Below are 18,932 nucleotides of genomic sequence, written 5' to 3'. Positions count from 1 at the left end.
GGCCATGGCCACCGTCGAGAAGCCGCACCGTGTCGTCGTCCTCGTGCTCGCCGGGCTGCTGCCCTTCGAGCTGGGCATCCCGCACCGGATCTTCGGCCTGGCCAAGGACCCCGCCGGGCGGCGCCTGTACGAGATCCTGACCTGCGGGCTCGCCCCCGGGCCGGTGCGCACGGACGCCGATTTCGCGGTCCACGTCGAGCACGGCCCCGAACTGCTGGCCACGGCCGACACCGTGGTGGTGCCCGCCTCGCACGAGCTGGGGCCGATCCACGCCGAGGGCCGGCTGACCGACGAGCTGGCGGCGGCCCTCGCCCACGTCCGGCCCGGCACCCGGATGGTGTCCATCTGCACCGGCGGCTACGTCCTGGCCGCCGCCGGCTACCTGGACGGACGGCCGGCCACCACGCACTGGGCCTACGCCGAGCACTTCCAGCGGCTGTTCCCGGCCGTACGGGTCGACGCGGACGTGCTCTACACCGACGACGGGGACGTGCTGACCTCCGCCGGGGTGGCCGCCGGGGTCGACCTCTGCCTGCACATCGTGCGCCGCGACCACGGTGCGGCCGTCGCGAACGAGGTGGCCCGGCGGACCGTCGTGCCGCCCCACCGGGAGGGCGGGCAGGCGCAGTTCGTCGGTCGGCCCGTGCCCGAGCCGCAGCGCTCCAGCACCACGGCCGCCCGGGCGTGGGTGCTGGACCGGCTGCACGAGCCGCTGCCGCTGAGCGACCTGGCCCGGCAGGAGGCCATGTCGGTACGGACCTTCACGCGCCGTTTCCGCCAGGAGTCGGGGGTCAGCCCGGGGGAGTGGATCACCGGCCGGCGGGTGGAGCGGGCGCGGCAGTTGCTGGAGCGGACGGAGCTGCCGATGGAGGCGGTGGCGCGGGAGGCGGGCTTCGGGACGGCGCAGTCGCTGCGCAAGCACGTCCAGGCGGCGCTGGGGGTGAGCCCGACGACCTACCGGCGGACGTTCCGGGCGGCGGGGGCCGGGGACTGACCACCGGGGACCGACCACCGGATTCTGACGTTGCGTCAGCTTCTGTCGTCCGTGTGCATTGACTTCTCCCGCCGCCCGCCCGTGAATGGCCCTCTGGCAGGGAGGGGGCCGGGTGATGAGGAGCGGGGCGCGTCGCGGCAGGAGCCGGGCGGCGGTCGCGGGCATGGCCGTACTCGCGGCCACCGCCGGGGGAGCGCTGGGGGCGCCCGCGGCGGCCGATGGTGAAACGCCCCCGGGGCGGGTGGAGTTCCCCACGCACTGCCTGCCGGCCGCCGGGGGGACGACGGCGGCCCGGATCGAGGTGGACGACCCGGCGCCGGAGGTCGGCGACACGGTGACGGTGACCTACCGGCTGGACCGGACCCCCCTGCCACCCCCGGCGGAGGGCGCCCTCCCCGCCCCGACCGGGCGGATCCTGCTGGGCGGGGCCCAGACCGGCGAGGTGCCGGTCGCCGCGGCGGGCGGTCCCGGTGCGGCCATGAAGGGGAGCTTCGTCGTCACGGGCGCCGGCCCGATCACCCTCACCCCGGGCGGCTACGCGCTGGCGGGGGCCGCCTGCGCGGTGGCCGGGCCGCCGGCGCCGGTCGCGGCGCGGCTCACGGCGGCCCCGCTGCCCGTCATGAACCTGCGGGGGCTCGCCCTCGCCAGCGCGTACGGGGAGCCGGGCGCCCGGGTCCGGATCACCGGGGCCGGGTTCACGCCGGGGGCGGCCGTGACGGTCGCCGGCCGCGCGGGCGCCGCCGCGACGGCCGACCGCGCGGCGGCCACCGCGGACCGGTCCGGGGCGTTCGCGGCGGAGCTGGTGGTGGCGGACCCGGGGACGACGGGGGTCGTGGCGTACGAGGGCGCGGCCTGGACGGCGGAGCGGGGCGCGCGTCCGGAGGCGTACACGGTCGTCGAGGCGGCCCCTGCGGCGGGCTCGCTGACGATGACGCAGGCCGGGGCGGCGATCACGCTGGGCGCGGTGGGGTACGGGGGCGGGGGCGGCGAGGCCGGCGGACGGATGGGGACGGTGACGGTGGTCGACACGCGGGGCCCCGGGGCGGGGCGGTGGACGCTGCGGGGGAAGCTGACGGAGTTCACGGGGCCGGACGGGGCCCCGGTCCCGGGGGCCTCGCTGTCCTGGACCCCGGTGTGCGGGGGCGGGTGCGGGGCCGGGCCCGCGGGGGTGGTCGGTGCGGAGGGGGCCGTCCTGGCCTCGGGGGAGGGCGGCCGGTTCACGGTCGACGCGACCGTGGCCCTCCGGGTGCCGCCGTACACCCCGCCGGGCGCGTACCGGGCGTCCCTGACGCTGACCTTGTCGTAGCCGGTCCGTGCCGGGTGCCGCTGCGCGGGGCTTACTCCCCGCCCCGCCCCGCCCCTCTCCCGCTCACCGGGGCGAGCCCCGGACCCCGTACGTGCGCTCCGCGCCCGTGCGCCCAAACGCCGCGCGGGCTACACGTAGCCCCGCCTGGGGGCCCCTCCCAGCGGTAGCTGGGGGAGTTTGAGGCGCGGGGTCCGGGGCGGAGCCCCGGAGAACGGGTGAAGGGCGGGGCGGGGAGACCGCCCCGCGCAGCCGCCCCCGGCGGCCGGGGCACCCCGGTGGGGGCGGTCTGGTCGGCGGGCCGGGCGGCATCGGGGAGAATGGCCCGTATGAGCGATCGTTCCCCCGAGCCCACCGCCCCGCACCGCGCGGGCTTCGCCTGCTTCGTCGGCCGCCCCAACGCGGGCAAGTCGACCCTGACCAACGCGCTGGTGGGCACCAAGGTCGCGATCACCTCGAACCGGCCCCAGACCACCCGCCACACCGTCCGCGGCATCGTGCACCGCCCCGACGCCCAGCTGGTCCTCGTGGACACCCCCGGCCTGCACAAGCCGCGCACCCTGCTCGGCGAGCGGCTCAACGACGTGGTGCGCACCACCTGGGCCGAGGTCGACGTCATCGGCTTCTGCCTGCCCGCCGACCAGAAGCTCGGCCCCGGCGACAAGTTCATCGCCAAGGAGCTCGCGGGGATCAAGAAGACCCCGAAGATCGCCATCGTCACCAAGACCGACCTGGTCGAGTCCAAGCAGCTGGCCGAGCAGCTCATCGCGATCCAGCAGCTCGGCGCCGAGCTCGGCATCGAGTGGGCCGAGATCGTCCCCGTGTCCGCCGTCGGCGACACCCAGGTACAGCTGCTGGCCGACCTGATCGCCCCGATGCTGCCGGAGAGCCCCCCGCTCTACCCGGAGGGCGACCTCACCGACGAGCCCGAGATGGTGATGGTCGCGGAGCTGATCCGCGAGGCCGCGCTGGAGGGCGTCCGGGACGAGCTCCCGCACTCCATCGCCGTCGTGGTCGAGGAGATGATCCCGCGCGAGAACCGCCCGGCGGACCGGCCGCTGCTCGACATCCACGCCAACGTCTACATCGAGCGGCCCAGCCAGAAGGGCATCATCATCGGCCCCAAGGGCTCCCGCCTGAAGGAGGTCGGCATGAAGTCGCGCAAGCACATCGAGGCGCTGCTCGGCACGCCGGTCTTCCTCGACCTGCACGTGAAGGTCGCCAAGGACTGGCAGCGGGACCCCAAGCAGCTGCGCAAGCTCGGCTTCTGATCCCGGCGGGGTCCGGGCTCAGGCCAGGCGGCGGACCTTGAGGGTGTTGTCGTAGCCGTGCCCGGGCCGGTCCGCCTCTGCGCCGACCCGCTCGTGCTCGGCGCAGACCAGCACCTCCCAGCCGCCCTCGGGCAGCTCCAGGTCGGCCAGCACCTCCTGCGGGGTGGGGAAGTGCAGGTCGGGGTGCGGGTTCTCGGCGCCCGGCGCCGGGCCGCCGTGCCCGGCCACCAGCAGGACCCCGCCGGGGGCGACGGCCGCGGCGGCGGTGCGCAGGATCCGCTCGCGGGGCATCTCGCCCGGGCTGTGCAGGAAGCAGGCGGCGACCAGGTCGAACTCCCCGGCGGGGAAGGACTCCCCGAGGTCGTGGCGCTCGAAGGCGATCCGGTCGGCCAGGCCCGCCCCGCCGGCGTGCCCGGCCGCCCGCTCCAGGGCGACGGGGGAGATGTCGGTGCCGGTCACCGTCCAGCCCCGGCCGGCCAGCCACACCGCGTCGGCGCCCTCGCCGCAGCCGAGGTCCAGGGCCCGGCCGGGGGCGAGGCCGGCGGCCTCGCGGACCAGGACGGAATTGGGCCGGCCGCTCCAGATCCGCTCACTCTCGCGGTAGCGGGAATCCCAGAACTCCTGGCCGGCCGCCGCGCCGCCGTGACCGGGGCCGGGGCCGGGGCCGTGCTCGTGCTCGTGGTGGGTGGGGGAGGGGGTGGGCACGCGGTCTCCTCGGTGGGTGCGGTGAGCGCCTGTACGGACACCGCCGATGCTCCGCCCCCGCCCGTGACCGGGGCAAACCTTCTTGCCGTTTCCGCAAAAAGCGGCTCCGGCTCAGGCCGCCGGGGGCTCCGCGATCAGGGCCGTGCCGACGCGGCGGAAGCCCGCACGGGCGTAGATCCGGGCCACGTCCTCGTCACCGGCGGACAGGAACACCGTGGTCACCCCGCCCTCCAGGGCCTGCGCGACCAGCGCCGCCGTCACCCCGAGGGCCAGCCCCTGGCGCCGGGCCGCGGGCAGCGTGCCGACCCCGACGATCTCGGCGACCTCCCGGACCGGGTTGTACTGGCCCGAGCACAGCACCACCCCGTCGCGGACCGCCGCCGCCATCCCGGTGCGTCCGTCCGCGAGCATCCCCGAGACCCGCGCCCGGCGCTCCTCGGTGGACGGGTCGGCCAGTGCCTGCGCCAGTTCCGCCGGTCCGGCCTGTCCCAGGGCGGTCCCCGGCTCGCGGAAGGCCAGCCCGGCCACCGTCACGGCCTGCGCGAGCAGGGGGTCCCCGGCGCCGAGCGCGCGGACCTCCGGATGCGGGGCGAGCGGTTCGGCGCCGGTGTCCAGCACCATCAGCGGGTGGGCGTGGACGTGCAGACCCGCCGCTTCCACGGCGGCCCGCAGGGAGGGGCTGTTTTCGGCCACCCATTCGAATGCTTCGGGCACCTCCAGCTCCCGCTGCCTCTCCAGCACCTTGCGTACGTCGGCGGCGGTGGCGTCGGGGCCCCCGAGCGAGGGCCGCGCGTAGTACTGCCAGCCGTTCCCCTCCTGGACGAACAGGGTCAGCGCCCCGAAGTCCTCACCCCGGGCACCGCCCCGGCGGGGGACGGCGTCGTAGTACTGCTCCAGGGCGCGCAAGATCGTCTCGTTCATCCGGCCATACAAGCAGGGCGGCCCGGCCCGGGGCACCCCCATTACGGACCGGGCCGGGGCGGTGGCCCGCCGCTACGCGCCCTCCTTCAGCACCCGCGTGATCAGGCCGCGCTGGGCGTCCGTGAGGTGGGGGTCCTGGCAGGACACCGTCCGCCCGTCCACCGTGATGAGGTAGGCGAACCCGTCCCGGACCCCGCCGGGCCCCTCGGCGGCCAGGGGGTGGGGGCTCAGGGCCTGCTCGGCCAGGTCCCGCCACTCCTGCTCGTCGGGCCGGCCCGAGGTGTCCACCTCGGCCCGCCGCTCGATGCCCGCGAATCCGCCCGTCCGCACCACTTCGATCTTCATGCCCCCATTCCTACCCCAGGCCGACGGCCGCCCAGGCCTTCTGCAGCGCCTGGTGCTCGGCGCCGCCCTCCCCGTACCGGGCGACGGCCGCGGCCGTCGACAGCCGGGCGAAGTCCTTGAAGTCCGCCCGCGACTCCAGCTGCCCGCCGGTCAGGGTGTCGTACCAGATCTGCCCGGCCCGCTCCCAGGCCTTGCCGCCCAGCTCGGTCGCCACGACGTAGAAGGCGTGGTTGGGGATGCCGGAGTTGATGTGGACGCCGCCGTTGTCGCGCGAGGTGGTCACGTAGCCGTCCATCGTGGCCGGCTGCGGGTCCTTGCCGAGCTCGTCGTCGTCGTACGCCGTCCCCGGCGCCTTCATCGAGCGCAGCGCGACCCCGGTGACGTTGGGCCCGAGGAGCCCGGCGCCGATCAGCCAGTCCGCCTGGTCCGCGGTCTGGCCGAGGGAGTACTGCTTGATCAGCGAGCCGAAGACGTCCGACATCGACTCGTTGAGGGCGCCGGACTGGCCGTGGTAGTCGAGGTTGGCCGTGTACTGGGTCACCCCGTGGGTCAGCTCGTGCCCGATGACGTCCACCGACACGGTGAAGTCGAGGAACAGGTCCCCGTCCCCGTCGCCGAAGACCATCTGCTGCCCGTCCCAGAAGGCGTTGTTGTAGGCCTCGCCGTAGTGGACGCTCGCGTCCAGCGGCAGGCCGGAGCCGTCGATCGAGTGCCGGCCGTAGCCCTTGAGGAAGAGCTCGTACGTGGCGCCCAGCCCCGCGTACGCCCGGTTGACGGTGGAGTCCTTGGAGGGTTCGGCCCCCTCGGCGCGGACCTTCTTCCCGGGCAGCCGGGTGTGGTGCTGGGCGTCGTAGATCGTGCGCCGCGGGCCCTCGGGGGCGGACGGGTCCGCGTCGGCCGGGACGATCCCGCGCACGGTGCTGATCCGGCGCCGGGTGCGCAGGAGGGCGTCGGTCTCCAGGGTGCGCTGGGCGGCGTCGGCCCGGGTGGAGTCGGCGGAGCGGGCGGCCTTGTCCAGCAGGTGCGGCGGCACCACGGTGCAGAAGACGGGGTGGTGGGTGGCGTGTCCGTGGGAAAGGAAGGCATCCATGCCCGGAAATGTGGCAGTGGGTGATGTCGCTGTCACTACCGGCGAGCATGATTCATTCGGTTGTCTCAAAGCCGACGCGCCGTGTTGACGGATCCGCCGGACCTTGCGGGATGAAGGGCGTCTTGGGTCACAAAGGGTGTAAATCGGGCGCGCCGGTCTTGCATACTGAAACAGGTCCTCGCGACACGGCGCGGCTCGGTTAGGCTCGGCCCATCATGCGTTTCGGGCTGCTTCTCCTTAGCTGCCGCGGCGAGGGTCTGTAGTCGTAGGCCGGCCCCCTCCCCGCGGAGTTTGGTGTTGCGGTTTTCACTACCGCCGTCGGCCGTCCCAGCGAACTACCGCGGACACGCGAGGAGCCCAACGCCATGAGCCAGCAGCCTTTTGTCGGTCGCCCCACGCCCATCACGAACGCGACCCACACCCAGAAGCCCTCCGGGATGCCGATCCACAAGTACGGCGTCTACGAGCAGGTGGACATCCCGGACCGCACCTGGCCGAACGCCCGCGTCACCAAGGCTCCGCGCTGGCTGTCCACGGACCTGCGCGACGGCAACCAGTCGCTGATCGACCCGATGACCCCCGCCCGCAAGCGCGAGATGTTCGACCTGCTGGTGCGCATGGGCTACAAGGAGATCGAGGTCGGCTTCCCCTCCTCCGGCGAGACCGACTTCGCCTTCGTGCGTTCCATCATCGAAGAGGGCGCGATCCCGGACGACGTCACCATCTCCGTACTGACCCAGGCCCGCGAGGACCTGATCGAGCGGACCGTCGAGTCGCTGGTCGGCGCCAAGCGGGCCACCGTGCACCTGTACAACGCGACCGCCCCGACCTTCCGCCGGGTCGTCTTCCGCGGCTCCAAGGAGCAGATCAAGCAGATCGCCGTCGACGGCACCCGCCTGGTCATGGAGTACGCCGAGAAGCTGCTGGGCCCCGAGACCGTCTTCGGCTACCAGTACAGCCCCGAGATCTTCACCGACACCGAGCTGGACTTCGCCCTGGAGGTCTGCGAGGCCGTCTGCGACGTCTGGCAGCCGGGCGAGGGCCGCGAGATCATCCTGAACCTGCCCGCCACCGTCGAGCGCTCCACGCCCTCCACCCACGCGGACCGCTTCGAGTGGATGGCCCGCAACCTGACCCGCCGCGAGCACGTGTGCATCTCCGTGCACCCGCACAACGACCGCGGCACCGCCGTCGCCGCCGCCGAGCTGGCCCTGATGGCCGGCGCCGACCGCATCGAGGGCTGCCTGTTCGGGCAGGGCGAGCGCACCGGCAACGTCGACCTGATCACCCTGGGCATGAACCTGTTCTCCCAGGGCATCGACCCGCAGATCGACTTCTCGCAGATCGACGAGATCCGCCGCACCAGCGAGTACTGCAACCAGATGGAGGTCCACCCGCGCCACCCCTACGCGGGCGACCTGGTCTACACCGCCTTCTCCGGCTCCCACCAGGACGCCATCAAGAAGGGCTTCGACGCCATGGAGGCCGACGCGGCCGCCCAGGGCAAGACCGTCGACGAGATCGAGTGGGCCGTCCCGTACCTGCCGATCGACCCCAAGGACGTCGGCCGCTCCTACGAGGCGGTCATCCGGGTCAACTCGCAGTCCGGCAAGGGCGGCATCGCGTACGTCCTGAAGAACGACCACAAGCTGGACCTGCCGCGCCGCATGCAGATCGAGTTCTCGCGGATCATCCAGGCCAAGACCGACGCCGAGGGCGGCGAGGTCACGCCGAAGGCGATCTGGGAGGTCTTCTCGGACGAGTACCTGCCCAACCCCGACAACCCGTGGGGCCGCATCCAGCTGCGCTCCGGCTCCACCGCCACCGACAAGGACGGCACCGACACGCTGACCGTCGAGGCGGTCGTGGACGGCGTGGAGACGGTCCTGAACGGCACCGGCAACGGTCCGATCTCGGCCTTCTTCGACGCGCTGGGCGGCATCGGCGTGGACGCCCGCCTGCTGGACTACACCGAGCACACGATGAGCGAGGGCGCCTCCGCCGTGGCCGCCTCGTACATCGAGTGCGCCATCGACGGCCGGGTCCTGTGGGGCATCGGCATCGACGCCAACACCACCCGCGCCTCCCTGAAGGCGGTCATCTCCGCCGTCAACCGCGCGGGCCGCTGAACCACCCCTGACGGAGCCCCGCCCCTCCACCCGGAGGGGCGGGGCTCCGCCGCATTCCGGGGCCGTCGGCGGGCCCGTCGGCCGGGGGCGCAGATCGGCCAAGTGCGCCCCCGGGGCCATGTTGTCTTGTCGCACGACTGACGCACACTCACCGATGTGGCTAACATCACGCCAACCCGGCGTCGTTGCCCGGGGAGTTACGGAGGTGCGACGTGCTGCCAGTTCGGGGTGGGGACGGCCGGAAGCTGACGCTCTGGGGCATCCGTACCAGCTGGAACACCGTGGGTGACGGGGAGTTCTTCTGCGCCGGCTGCGGCGGTGACCGCAACTACCGCCGGCGCACCGGGCGCCGCCGATTCACCGTGCTCGGGCTGCCGCTGCTGCCGCGCGGGCAGGCCGGACCCGTCGTCGAGTGCCAGGCCTGCCGCGGACGCTTCGGCACCGAGGCGCTGGACCACCTCACCACCACCCGGTTCTCCTCGCTGCTGCGCGACGCCGTGCACACCGTGACGCTGGCCGTGCTCGCCGCGGGCGGGACCTCCTCGCGCAGCGCCCTGGAGGCCGCCGTGACGGCCGTGCGGGGCGCCGGCTTCACTGACTGCACCGAGGAGCAGCTGGAGTCCCTCGTGGACGCGCTGGCCACCGACGAGGGCCGGCTGGGGCTCTACGACGGGCCCGAGTGCTTCGGGGCGGCGCTGTCGATCGAGCTCCACGAGGCGCTGGAACCGCTCGCCGCGCACCTGGCCGGCCCCGGACGTGAATCGATCCTGCTGCAGGGTGCCCGGATCGCCCTCGCCGACGGGCCCTACATCCCGGCCGAGCGCGAGGTGCTCGCCACCGTGGGCGCCGCGCTGCGGATGGGTTCGGACGAGGTGGCCGGGCTGCTCTCGGCGGTGCGCGCGCCCTGACGCGCCCCTCCTGTGCGCGGATCCGGGCCCGGCGGAGGTTTTCCGCCGGGCCCGGACGCGTTTTCCGGGGCGGAAATCCCGACATGTGGGCGGTCGTGAAGTAACGATTCGGCCGTACCGGCCGGAAACAGAGATCAAAAGTGGCCCGTTCGAGGGTGGAGTACCCCATTCCGTACACGAATTCCGTATTCCGGACGGTCGGAACGGGGACCCCTGATTTGCGCGTCCGAATACACGTGAACCCGTAAATCCCCTGTCAGGAAGGGGAACTTCGCAGGTGTGCAGGGAGAACGGCGGGCTTCGGGGCCGGGTTCCCATACTCCTGCCCACGGGCCCCCGCCATTGGAGGAAGCTCCAGAGAGGGCGTTCCTGCGGGTCGACACTTTGTCGGAGTATCCGATACCTGTGAGCGCTCCCACAGGCGTTCAATTCCGGTCACACGACGAGATCTGCGTGTTCCCACTGACAACCCCGGCGGACCAACGGGTTAACGACCCACTCCGGCCAGGGGATAACCAGCTTCCTCTCAATTACCTACCTCCTTGAAGGGCAAGGCAGAGATGGCACGTGTCGCCGCCCGGCTTTCCGCAAGCGGAGAGCAGAGCTCGCACCCGGTCGACGAGGTGCTCCCCCTCCCCAAGCTCGCGCTGTACGGCTTCCAGCACGTACTCGCCTTCTACGCCGGCGCGGTGATCGTCCCGATCATCGTCGGCAGTGCGCTGAAGCTGAGCCCTGAACAGCTGGTCTACCTGATCAACGCGGACCTCTTCACCTGCGGTATCGCCTCGATCATCCAGGCCTTCGGCGTCGGCCGCGTCGGCGCCCGGCTCCCGCTGATCCAGGGCGTCACCTTCACCGCGGTCTCCCCGATGATCGCCATCGGCCTCGGCGCCGGCGGCGGAACGGCCGCCCTGCTGGTCGTCTACGGCGCCGTCATCACCGCGGGCATCGCGACCTTCGCCTTCGCCTGGCTGCCCGCCAAGGCCTTCCGCGCGGTCATGAGGCTGTTCCCGCCGGTCGTCACCGGCACGGTGATCACGGTCCTCGGCATCGTCCTGATCCCCGTCGGCCTCAAGGACGCGGCGGGCGGCGCCCCCACCATCGCCGACGGCGGGGTCCCCACGCAGCTGGCCTACGCCGGCGGCACCATGCTCTTCATCCTCGTCCTGATGAAGTTCGGCGGACCCTTCCTGCGCAGCATCGGCATCCTGCTCGGCCTGGTCGGCGGCACGGCCGTCGCCTTCCTGCTCGGCGACGCCAAGTTCGGCGACGTGGGCAAGTCCGACTGGATCGGGGTCACCACCCCCTTCCACTTCGGCGCCCCGAAGTTCGAATGGTTCCCGATCCTCCTCATGCTGATCGTCATGCTGATCACCATGGTCGAGACGACCGGTGACACCTACGCCGTCGGCGACATCGTCGGCAAGGAGGTCGACAGCGAGACCGTCGCCCGCGCCCTGCGCGCCGACGGCGCCGCCACCGCCCTCGGCGGCATCCTCAACTCCTTCCCGTACGTCGCCTTCGCCGAGAACGTCGGCCTGGTGCGGATGACCAAGGTCAAGAGCCGCTTCGTGGTCGTGGCCGCCGGTGTCTTCATGATCGTCCTCGGTCTGATCCCCAAGGCCGCCGCGATCGTCGCCTCCGTCCCGCCGGGCGTCCTCGGCGGCGCCGCCACCGTGATGTTCGGCATGGTCGCACTCGCCGGTATCCAGACCCTGGCCAAGGTGGACCTCAAGGAGGAGAAGAACGCCCTGATCGTCGGCGTCTCGCTGGCCTTCGCGCTCTTCCCGGCCACGGTCCCGGCCTACTTCGACAAGCACATGAGCCCGGACCTGTCCTCGCTCCTCAACAGCGGCGTGACCCTCGGTGCCACCGCCGCCATCGTCCTCAACCTGGTCTTCAACGGCCTGGCCAAGGACGACGCGCAGACGGCCGCCCCGGCCGGGGCCCTCGCCGAGGCGCTGGCCGAGACCCTGACCGGGCACGCCGAGGTGCCCGCCCAGCCGGTTGCCGCCCCCGCGGCCGCCGAGAAGGGCGCGGCCAAGGACTCCGCGAAGGACTCCGTAACGGACTCCGCCAAGGACTCCGTGACGGATTCCGCGAAGGACTCCGCGCAGGACTCCGCGAAGGCGGCCGCCGGCGAGGACGGCGCCGCGAAGGCGGGGGCCGAGGAGGCCGACGCGGCGGGGGCCCCCGCCGTCTGACCGCCGCCCCACCGAACCTCCCAAGGGGTGCCGCCCCCGTCCGGACACGTCCGGACGGGGGCCGGCGCTGTCCGCGCACGGGGGACAATGGGCCCATGAGTCTGTTCCGCGACGACGGCATCGTGCTGCGCACCCAGAAGCTCGGCGAGGCGGACCGCATTATCACGCTGCTCACCCGCGGCCACGGCCGCGTCCGGGCCGTCGCCCGCGGAGTACGGCGCACGAAGTCCAAGTTCGGCGCCCGGCTGGAACCTTTCTCCCACGCCGACGTGCAGTTCTTCGCCCGGGGCAGCGAGCTGGTCGGCCGCAGCCTGCCCCTGTGCACCCAGACCGAGATCATCGCCCCCTACGGCAACGGCATCGTCACCGACTACGCCCGCTACACGGCCGGCACCGCGATGCTGGAGACCGCCGAACGCTTCACCGAGAACGAGGGCGAGCCCGCCGTCCAGCAGTACCTGCTGCTGGTCGGCGCCCTGCGCACCCTGTCCCGCGGTGAACACGGACCGCACCTGATCCTCGACGCCTTCCTGCTGCGCTCCCTGGCCGTCAACGGCTACGCGCCCAGCTTCGAGGACTGCGCGAAATGCGGCATCCACGGTCCCAACCGGCACTTCTCCGTCGCCGCCGGCGGGGTCATATGCGGCGACTGCCGGGTCCCCGGAAGCGTCGTACCATCTGCTGAGGCCATCGGGCTGCTCAGCGCCCTGCTGACGGGGGACTGGGCGACGGCCGACGCCGCGGAGCCGCGGCACGTGCGCGAGGGGAGCGGACTCGTCTCCGCCTATCTGCACTGGCATCTGGAACGCGGGCTGCGTTCCCTGCGTTACGTAGAGAAGTGACCGAGATCGGAGACCGAAGCGCCATGGCAGTACGCGGATTCCTGGGACTCTCCCGCCGTGAGTACACGATCCCCGAACCGCACCCGACCGGCGCCCGCCCGCCGAAGATCCCGGGCGAACTGGTCCCGGAGCACGTCGCGATCGTGATGGACGGCAACGGCCGCTGGGCCAAGGAGCGGGGCCTGCCGCGCACCGAGGGCCACAAGGTCGGCGCGGAGCGGGTCCTGGACGTCCTCCAGGGCGCGATCGAGATGGGCGTCAAGAACATCTCCCTCTACGCCTTCTCCACGGAGAACTGGAAGCGCTCGCCCGACGAGGTGCGCTTCCTGATGAACTTCAACCGGGACTTCATCCGCAAGACCCGCGACCAGCTCGACGCCCTCGGCATCCGGGTGCGCTGGGTGGGCCGGATGCCCAAGCTGTGGAAGTCCGTGGCCAAGGAGCTCCAGGTCGCCCAGGAGCAGACCAAGGGCAACGACAAGCTGACCCTGTACTTCTGCATGAACTACGGCGGCCGCGCCGAGATCGCCGACGCCGCGCAGGCGCTTGCCGAGGACGTGAAGGCCGGCCGGCTGGACCCGTCGAAGGTCAACGAGAAGACCCTCGCCAAGTACCTCTACTACCCGGACATGCCGGACGTGGACCTGTTCCTGCGCCCCAGCGGCGAGCAGCGCACGTCCAACTACCTGATCTGGCAGAGCGCCTACGCCGAGATGGTCTTCCAGGACGTCCTGTGGCCGGACTTCGACCGGATCCACCTGTGGGACGCCTGCCTGGAGTACGCCAAGCGCGACCGCCGCTTCGGCGGCGCGGTCCCCAACCAGCCCGAGGGCTCCGAGAGCTGAGCGGACGGCTAGGCTCTGCCGCCATGAACATGACTGATCAGGCGGTGGAGCTCGCCTACCGTCCGGAGCGCGGGGACACGGGGGAAGTGCTGCGCTGGCACGCCACCAGAACCTGGGCCGGCCGGCTGCGGCCACTGATGTGGCTGGTGGTGCTGCCCCTGTTGGCCCCCGCGTCCATCGTGCTCAGGGACGGCGGCGACGTCGACCTGGAGGCGCTGGCCCTCCTCACGGGGATGGCGGAGTGCGTCGGCCTCGCCGGGCTCGCCCTGACCTGGTCGGGGATGGCGCGGCGGCTGCGCCGCTGCGCCTCCGAGTACCCCGAGTACCGCTGCACGCTCACCGGGTCGGGGATGCGGTGCCCCCGGCCCGACGGGCCGACGGTGGACCTGGCGTGGACGGAGTACCGGCGCTGGAGCGAGACGCGCAACCTGTTCGTGCTCGACGCGGGCGGGGGACGGCTGGGCTGGATCCCGAAGCGGGCCGCCCGGACCCCCGCGGACGTCGAGCGGGTACGGGAGATCCTGGCGGCCGGGCTGCCGCGGCTCTGAGCCTCGTATTGCGACCGGATTCCGACCGGATTCCGACGGGTGTTCGGCCGGAATCGGACCCTTTCGGGCTAGCCGGCGGCCGCGCAGTCCGCGCAGGTGCCGAAGATCTCGACGGTGTGGGCCACGTTCACGTAGCCGTGCTCGGCGGCGACGGCCTCCGCCCACTTCTCCACCGCGGGCCCCTCCACCTCGACCGCCTTGCCGCACTTGCGGCAGACCAGGTGGTGGTGGTGATCGCCCGTGGAGCAGCGCCGGTAGACGGACTCGCCATCACTGGTGCGCAGCACGTCCACCTCGCCGGCGTCCGCCAGGGACTGGAGGGTGCGGTACACGGTGGTCAGGCCCACGGAGTCGCCGCGGTGCTTGAGCATGTCGTGCAGCTCCTGGGCACTGCGGAACTCGTCCACCTCGTCCAGCGCCGCCGCCACGGCGGCCCGCTGCCGGGTGGATCGCCCTCGTACTGGCGCGGTATTCGTCTCGCCAGGCGCAGTCGCCACCGGTTCCTCCTCGTTTCGGCCTCGCCTCATTGTGCCAGGCGGGCGGTCGCCCTAGACCTTCACGTCGTCCCGGGTGCAGACCTCCTCGGCGGCCCGGGCGGCCTTCGCACGGCGCCTGGCCAGGGGCGTGGACAGGGCGGTCGTGGCCACGAAGACGGCGATCGCGAGCAGCACGATCGTCGCGCCGGACGGCGCGTCGATGTAGTAGGTGGCGGCCGTACCGCTCAGCGAGACCACCACGCCGATCGCCATCGCCAGCGACAGGGTCGCGGCGAAGCCGCGGGCGACCCGCTGGGCGGCCGCGACGGGGATCACCATCATGGCGCTGACCAGCAGCAGGCCGACGATGCGCATGGCCACGGTCACGGTGACGGCGGCGGTGACGGCCATCAGCAGGTTCAGCGCGCGCACCGGCAGGCCGGTGACGCGGGCGAACTCCTCGTCCTGGCTGATGGCGAACAGCTGGCGGCGCAGGCCGAGGGTGACGGCGATGACGAAGGCGGCGAGGATCACCACGGCGGTGACGTCCTCGGGCGAGACGAAGCTGATCGAGCCGAAGAGATAGCTGTTCAGGTTGGCGGTGGAGCCGCCCGGCGCCATGTTGATGATCATGACACCGCCGGCCAGGCCGCCGTAGAAGAGCATGGCGAGGGCGATGTCGCCGCTGGTCTTCCCGCGGGAGCGGATCAGCTCCATGCCGACCGCGCCGACGACCGCCACGAGGGTGGCCATCCAGATCGGGCTGGTGTTGAGCAGGAAGCCCAGGGCGACACCGGTCATGGCGACGTGCCCGATGCCGTCGCCCATGACCGCCTGGCGGCGCTGGACGAGGTAGGTGCCGATCGTGGGCGCGGTGATCCCGACCAGCGCGGCGGCGATCAGCGCGCGCTGCATGAAGGGTTCGTGGAGGATTTCCATCAGCTCAGCAGTCCCGTCCGCAGGGGCTCGGCGTCGTGCGCCGCGTGGGGGTGTACGTGGTCGTGGCCGGGGAGGGCGTGCTGCCCGACGGCCTCGGGCGGCGGCCCGTCGTGGACGACGCAGCCGTCGCGCAGGACGACGGCGCGGCCGATCAGGGGCTCCAGCGGGCCCAGCTCGTGCAGGACGAGCAGGACGGTGGTGCCGGCGGCGACCTGCTCGCGCAGGGCGTTCGCGAGGACCTCCTGGTTGGCCAGGTCCACGCCGGCCATGGGCTCGTCCATGATCAGCAGCTCGGGTTCGACGGCCAGTGCCCGGGCGATGAGCACACGCTGGTGCTGTCCGCCGGAGAGGGCGTTGACCGAGGCGTCGGCGTACGAGTCCATGTCGACGAGGGCCAGGGCCCGCTCGACGGCGGCCTTGTCGGCCTTGCGCAGGAGCCCGAAGCGCGAGCGGGCGAGGCGGCCCGCGGAGACGACCTCGCGGACGGTGGCCGGGACGCCGCTGGCGGCGGTGGTGCGCTGGGGGACGTATCCGATGCGCGACCACTGGCGGAAGCGCCGGAACTCGGTGCCGAAGAGGGAGAGGGTGCCGCCGGTGAGCGGCACCTGGCCGACCACGGCGCGGACGGCGGTGGACTTGCCGGAGCCGTTGGCGCCGAGCAGGGCGACGACCTCCCCCCGTCGGACGGTGAGGTCGACCCCGCGCAGCACGGGGCGGGAGCCCAGCGAGGCCGCGGCTCCGAGCAGGGATATGACGGGCTGGTCGTCGCCGGCCGGTCGGGGCGTTGACTGCATGGCTCGCGCCTCCGTTGCTGCTGTCATCACTTGGCTCCGAGGGCCTTCTGGAGGTTCTTCAGGTTGGACCGCATGACCTCGAAGTAGTCGGCGCCCTGCGACTTGTCGGTGATCCCCTCGAGGGGGTCGAGGACGTCGGTCCGCAGACCCGTGTCCCGGGCGAGGGTCTTGGCCGTCTTGTCGCTGGCCAGGGCCTCGAAGAACACGGTCGTCACATTGTCCTTCTTCGCGACGGCCTGGAGGTCCTTCATCCGGGCCGGGCTGGGCTCGGCCTCGGGGTCGACGCCGGAGATGCCCTCCTGGTCGAGGCCGTAGCGCTCGGCGAGGTAGCCGAAAGCGGAATGGGTGGTGATGAAGGTCTTGGAGGCCGTGTTCTTCAGGCCTTCCTTGAACTCGGCGTCCAGGGCGCCCAGTTTCGTCACGAGGTCGTCGGTGTTCTTGCGGTAGTCGGCCGCGTGGGCGGGGTCGGCCTTCTCCATGGCGGCGCCGAAGCCCTTGGCGATCTCCGCGTACTTGACCGGGTCGAGCCAGACGTGCGGGTCCTCGGCCGCCCCGCCGTGGTCGTGGCCGTGGTCGTGGCCCTCGGCCGCGTGGTCGTGGTCCTCCTCGCCGGAGGTGCCGTGCACCTCGAGCCTGGTGAGGGTGGCCGCGTCCACGACGTCCTTCACGCCGGACTGGGCCACGGCCTTGTCGACGGCGGGCTGGAGGCCCTTGAGGTAGAGGACCACGTCCGACTCCCCGAGCCGGCCGGTCTGCCTGGGCGTGATCTCCAGGTCGTGCGGTTCGACGCCCGGCTTGGTCAGGGTGTCGACCTTCACGTGGTCACCGCCGACCTGCTCGGCGAGGAACTGCAAGGGGTAGAACGACGCCGTCACGCTCAGCTTGCCGTCCTTGTCCGCGCCCGCCGTGCCCGCCCCCGAGCAGGCGGTGAGGGCCGTCCCGGCGAGGGCGACGGCACCGGCGAGAGCGGCGGTGGGTATGAGGCGTCGTACGTTCATGACATCCATTTTCATCAAAGATGGAAACCGTTGTCAAAAACCCAGGTGGAGGGCCCGGAGGGGCATGCTGGAAGGGGGGTACCGACTTGAAGTGGAGGGTGCGGGCGCCGGTAACCTAAAGCCTTCGCCGTTCGTCCTCGTAATGAAGAGAGCACCGTGGCCGCCGACAAGATCGAAACCCTCGTCAGCCTGAGCAAGCGCCGTGGCTTCGTCTACCCCTGCAGTGAGATCTACGGCGGCTCCAGGGCTGCCTGGGACTACGGTCCGCTGGGTGTGGAGCTCAAGGAGAACATCAAGCGCCAGTGGTGGAAGGCCATGGTCACCGGGCGTGAGGACATCGTCGGCATCGACTCCTCCGTGATCCTGGCCCCCGAGGTCTGGGTGGCCTCCGGCCACGTCGCGACCTTCTCGGACCCGCTGACCGAGTGCACCTCCTGCCACAAGCGCCACCGCGCCGACCACCTGGAGGAGGCGTACGAGGCCAAGCACGGCCGCCTCCCCGAGAACGGCCTGGCCGACGTCAACTGCCCCAACTGTGGTGTGAAGGGCCAGTTCACCGAGCCGAAGCAGTTCTCCGGCATGCTGGAGACCCACCTCGGCCCGACCCAGGACACCGGCTCCAAGGCGTACCTGCGCCCCGAGACCGCCCAGGGCATCTTCACCAACTTCGCCCTCGTGCAGACCTCTTCGCGCAAGAAGCCGCCGTTCGGCATCGCGCAGATGGGCAAGTCCTTCCGCAACGAGATCACGCCGGGCAACTTCATCTTCCGCACGCGCGAGTTCGAGCAGATGGAGATGGAGTTCTTCGTCAAGCCGGGCGAGGACGAGCAGTGGCAGGAGTACTGGATGCAGGAGCGGTGGAACTGGTACCGCGGCCTGGGCATGCGCGAGGAGAACATGCGCTGGTACGAGCACCCGAAGGAGAAGCTGTCCCACTACTCGAAGCGCACCGCCGACATCGAGTACCGCTTCAACTTCGGTGGCAACGAGTTCTCCGAGCTCGAAGGCGTCGCCAACCGCACGGACTACGACCTCAAGGCCCACTCCGCCGCCTCCGGCCAGGACCTCGTCTACTTCGACCAGGAGTCGAAGGAGAAGTACACCCCGTTCGTCATCGAGCCGGCGGCCGGCGTCAACCGCGCCATGTTCGCGTTCATGATCGACGCTTACGTCGAGGACGAGGCCCCGAACGCCAAGGGCGCCATGGAGAAGCGCACCGTGATGCGCTTCGACCCGCGCCTGGCCCCGGTCAAGGTCGCCGTCCTGCCGCTGTCCCGCAACGCGCAGCTGTCGCCGAAGGCCAAGGGCCTCGCCGCCGACCTGCGCAAGAACTGGAACATCGAGTTCGACGACGCGGGCGCCATCGGCCGCCGCTACCGCCGCCAGGACGAGATCGGTACGCCGTTCTGCGTCACCGTCGACTTCGACACCCTCGAGGACAACGCGGTGACCGTGCGCGAGCGCGACACGATGAAGCAGGAGCGCGTCTCCCTGGACCAGATCCAGGCCTACCTCGGCAGCCGTCTGCTGGGCTGCTAGGACCTGCACGAAAGACCGGTGGCCCGGTGCGCGGATCGCGGCCCCGGCAGCCCGGCGATTCTGCGGGGGGGGCCGCAGGCG

Annotated in this window: 18 protein-coding genes; 10 read left to right on the top strand and 8 right to left on the bottom strand. The window is 71.9% G+C overall.

What is annotated here, in order from left to right; genetic code table 11:
- Window positions 1–4: 4 nt before the first annotated feature.
- The 3 genes from ACFVXK_RS05305 (at window position 5) to era (ending at window position 3,568) form a co-directional block, all read left to right on the top strand.
- On the top strand, window positions 5–994 hold the full coding sequence (locus ACFVXK_RS05305; RefSeq protein ID WP_389610180.1) for a GlxA family transcriptional regulator: 990 nt from the start codon (window positions 5–7) through the stop codon (window positions 992–994).
- A 163-nt stretch (window positions 995–1,157) separates the two neighbouring features.
- Entirely contained in the window at window positions 1,158–2,300 is a 1,143-nt protein-coding gene (locus ACFVXK_RS05300; RefSeq protein WP_389610179.1) for a beta-xylosidase, read from the top strand.
- Window positions 2,301–2,617: 317 nt separating this feature from the next.
- Window positions 2,618–3,568: a GTPase Era gene (gene era / locus ACFVXK_RS05295; protein WP_385529032.1), complete on the top strand. Its 951-nt coding sequence runs from the start codon at window positions 2,618–2,620 to the stop codon at window positions 3,566–3,568.
- Between the two features lie 18 nt (window positions 3,569–3,586).
- Here the strand turns inward: era and ACFVXK_RS05290 are convergent, their stop codons facing one another.
- The 4 genes from ACFVXK_RS05290 to ACFVXK_RS05275 all read right to left on the bottom strand — a co-directional run bounded on the left by ACFVXK_RS05290 (window position 3,587) and on the right by ACFVXK_RS05275 (window position 6,629).
- Entirely contained in the window at window positions 3,587–4,273 is a 687-nt protein-coding gene (locus ACFVXK_RS05290; protein WP_389610178.1) for an SAM-dependent methyltransferase, read from the bottom strand.
- A 111-nt stretch (window positions 4,274–4,384) separates the two neighbouring features.
- Window positions 4,385–5,194, bottom strand: coding sequence for a GNAT family N-acetyltransferase (locus ACFVXK_RS05285; RefSeq protein ID WP_389610177.1), 810 nt, complete (start codon window positions 5,192–5,194; stop codon window positions 4,385–4,387).
- Between the two features lie 72 nt (window positions 5,195–5,266).
- A complete protein-coding gene (locus ACFVXK_RS05280) occupies window positions 5,267–5,539 on the bottom strand; it encodes a protealysin inhibitor emfourin (protein WP_389610176.1) in 273 nt (90 codons plus the stop codon).
- Window positions 5,540–5,549: 10 nt separating this feature from the next.
- Window positions 5,550–6,629, bottom strand: coding sequence for a M4 family metallopeptidase (locus ACFVXK_RS05275; RefSeq protein ID WP_389610175.1), 1,080 nt, complete (start codon window positions 6,627–6,629; stop codon window positions 5,550–5,552).
- A gap of 365 nt (window positions 6,630–6,994) precedes the next feature.
- Here ACFVXK_RS05275 and leuA point away from each other — a divergent pair, with 365 nt between their 5' ends.
- From leuA to ACFVXK_RS05245, 6 genes are all read left to right on the top strand, one after another.
- Complete coding sequence (leuA, locus tag ACFVXK_RS05270) at window positions 6,995–8,758, top strand: 2-isopropylmalate synthase (protein ID WP_389610174.1); 1,764 nt, start codon at window positions 6,995–6,997, stop codon at window positions 8,756–8,758.
- Between the two features lie 212 nt (window positions 8,759–8,970).
- Window positions 8,971–9,666 (top strand): TerB family tellurite resistance protein, encoded by a 696-nt coding sequence (locus ACFVXK_RS05265; RefSeq protein ID WP_389610173.1) that lies wholly within the window; start codon window positions 8,971–8,973, stop codon window positions 9,664–9,666.
- A gap of 560 nt (window positions 9,667–10,226) precedes the next feature.
- Entirely contained in the window at window positions 10,227–11,870 is a 1,644-nt protein-coding gene (locus tag ACFVXK_RS05260; protein WP_389610172.1) for a nucleobase:cation symporter-2 family protein, read from the top strand.
- 95 nt (window positions 11,871–11,965) lie between these two features.
- A complete protein-coding gene (gene recO, locus ACFVXK_RS05255; RefSeq protein ID WP_389610171.1) occupies window positions 11,966–12,712 on the top strand; it encodes a DNA repair protein RecO in 747 nt (248 codons plus the stop codon).
- Window positions 12,713–12,735: 23 nt separating this feature from the next.
- The gene (locus ACFVXK_RS05250) at window positions 12,736–13,557 is read left to right on the top strand and encodes an isoprenyl transferase (RefSeq protein WP_389610170.1); all 822 of its coding nucleotides are present in this window, start codon (window positions 12,736–12,738) and stop codon (window positions 13,555–13,557) included.
- A 23-nt stretch (window positions 13,558–13,580) separates the two neighbouring features.
- Window positions 13,581–14,105, top strand: coding sequence for a YcxB family protein (locus ACFVXK_RS05245; protein ID WP_389610169.1), 525 nt, complete (start codon window positions 13,581–13,583; stop codon window positions 14,103–14,105).
- Window positions 14,106–14,173: 68 nt separating this feature from the next.
- On the opposite strand, the gene ACFVXK_RS05240 is transcribed toward ACFVXK_RS05245, so the two are convergent.
- The 4 genes from ACFVXK_RS05240 to ACFVXK_RS05225 are packed head-to-tail and all read right to left on the bottom strand — an operon-like array spanning window position 14,174 to window position 17,312.
- Window positions 14,174–14,602, bottom strand: coding sequence for a Fur family transcriptional regulator (locus ACFVXK_RS05240; protein WP_045946255.1), 429 nt, complete (start codon window positions 14,600–14,602; stop codon window positions 14,174–14,176).
- Between the two features lie 51 nt (window positions 14,603–14,653).
- Window positions 14,654–15,520, bottom strand: a complete 867-nt coding sequence (locus tag ACFVXK_RS05235; protein ID WP_389610168.1) for a metal ABC transporter permease — start codon at window positions 15,518–15,520, stop codon at window positions 14,654–14,656.
- Window positions 15,520–16,314 carry a metal ABC transporter ATP-binding protein gene (locus ACFVXK_RS05230; protein ID WP_389610167.1) on the bottom strand — a complete coding sequence of 265 codons (795 nt, stop codon included), beginning with the start codon at window positions 16,312–16,314 and terminating at the stop codon, window positions 15,520–15,522. The genes ACFVXK_RS05235 and ACFVXK_RS05230 overlap by 1 nt, the downstream gene beginning before the upstream one ends.
- Window positions 16,315–16,340: 26 nt before the next feature.
- Window positions 16,341–17,312, bottom strand: a complete 972-nt coding sequence (locus ACFVXK_RS05225) for a metal ABC transporter substrate-binding protein (protein WP_389610166.1) — start codon at window positions 17,310–17,312, stop codon at window positions 16,341–16,343.
- Between the two features lie 156 nt (window positions 17,313–17,468).
- Here ACFVXK_RS05225 and ACFVXK_RS05220 point away from each other — a divergent pair, with 156 nt between their 5' ends.
- A complete protein-coding gene (locus tag ACFVXK_RS05220; protein WP_389610165.1) occupies window positions 17,469–18,851 on the top strand; it encodes a glycine--tRNA ligase in 1,383 nt (460 codons plus the stop codon).
- Window positions 18,852–18,932: the final 81 nt, after the last annotated feature.

It is taken from the genome of Streptomyces sp. NPDC058157, assembly GCF_042884105.1.
GTDB lineage: Bacteria > Actinomycetota > Actinomycetes > Streptomycetales > Streptomycetaceae > Streptomyces.
This window is presented reverse-complemented; position numbering and strand designations above follow the sequence as displayed.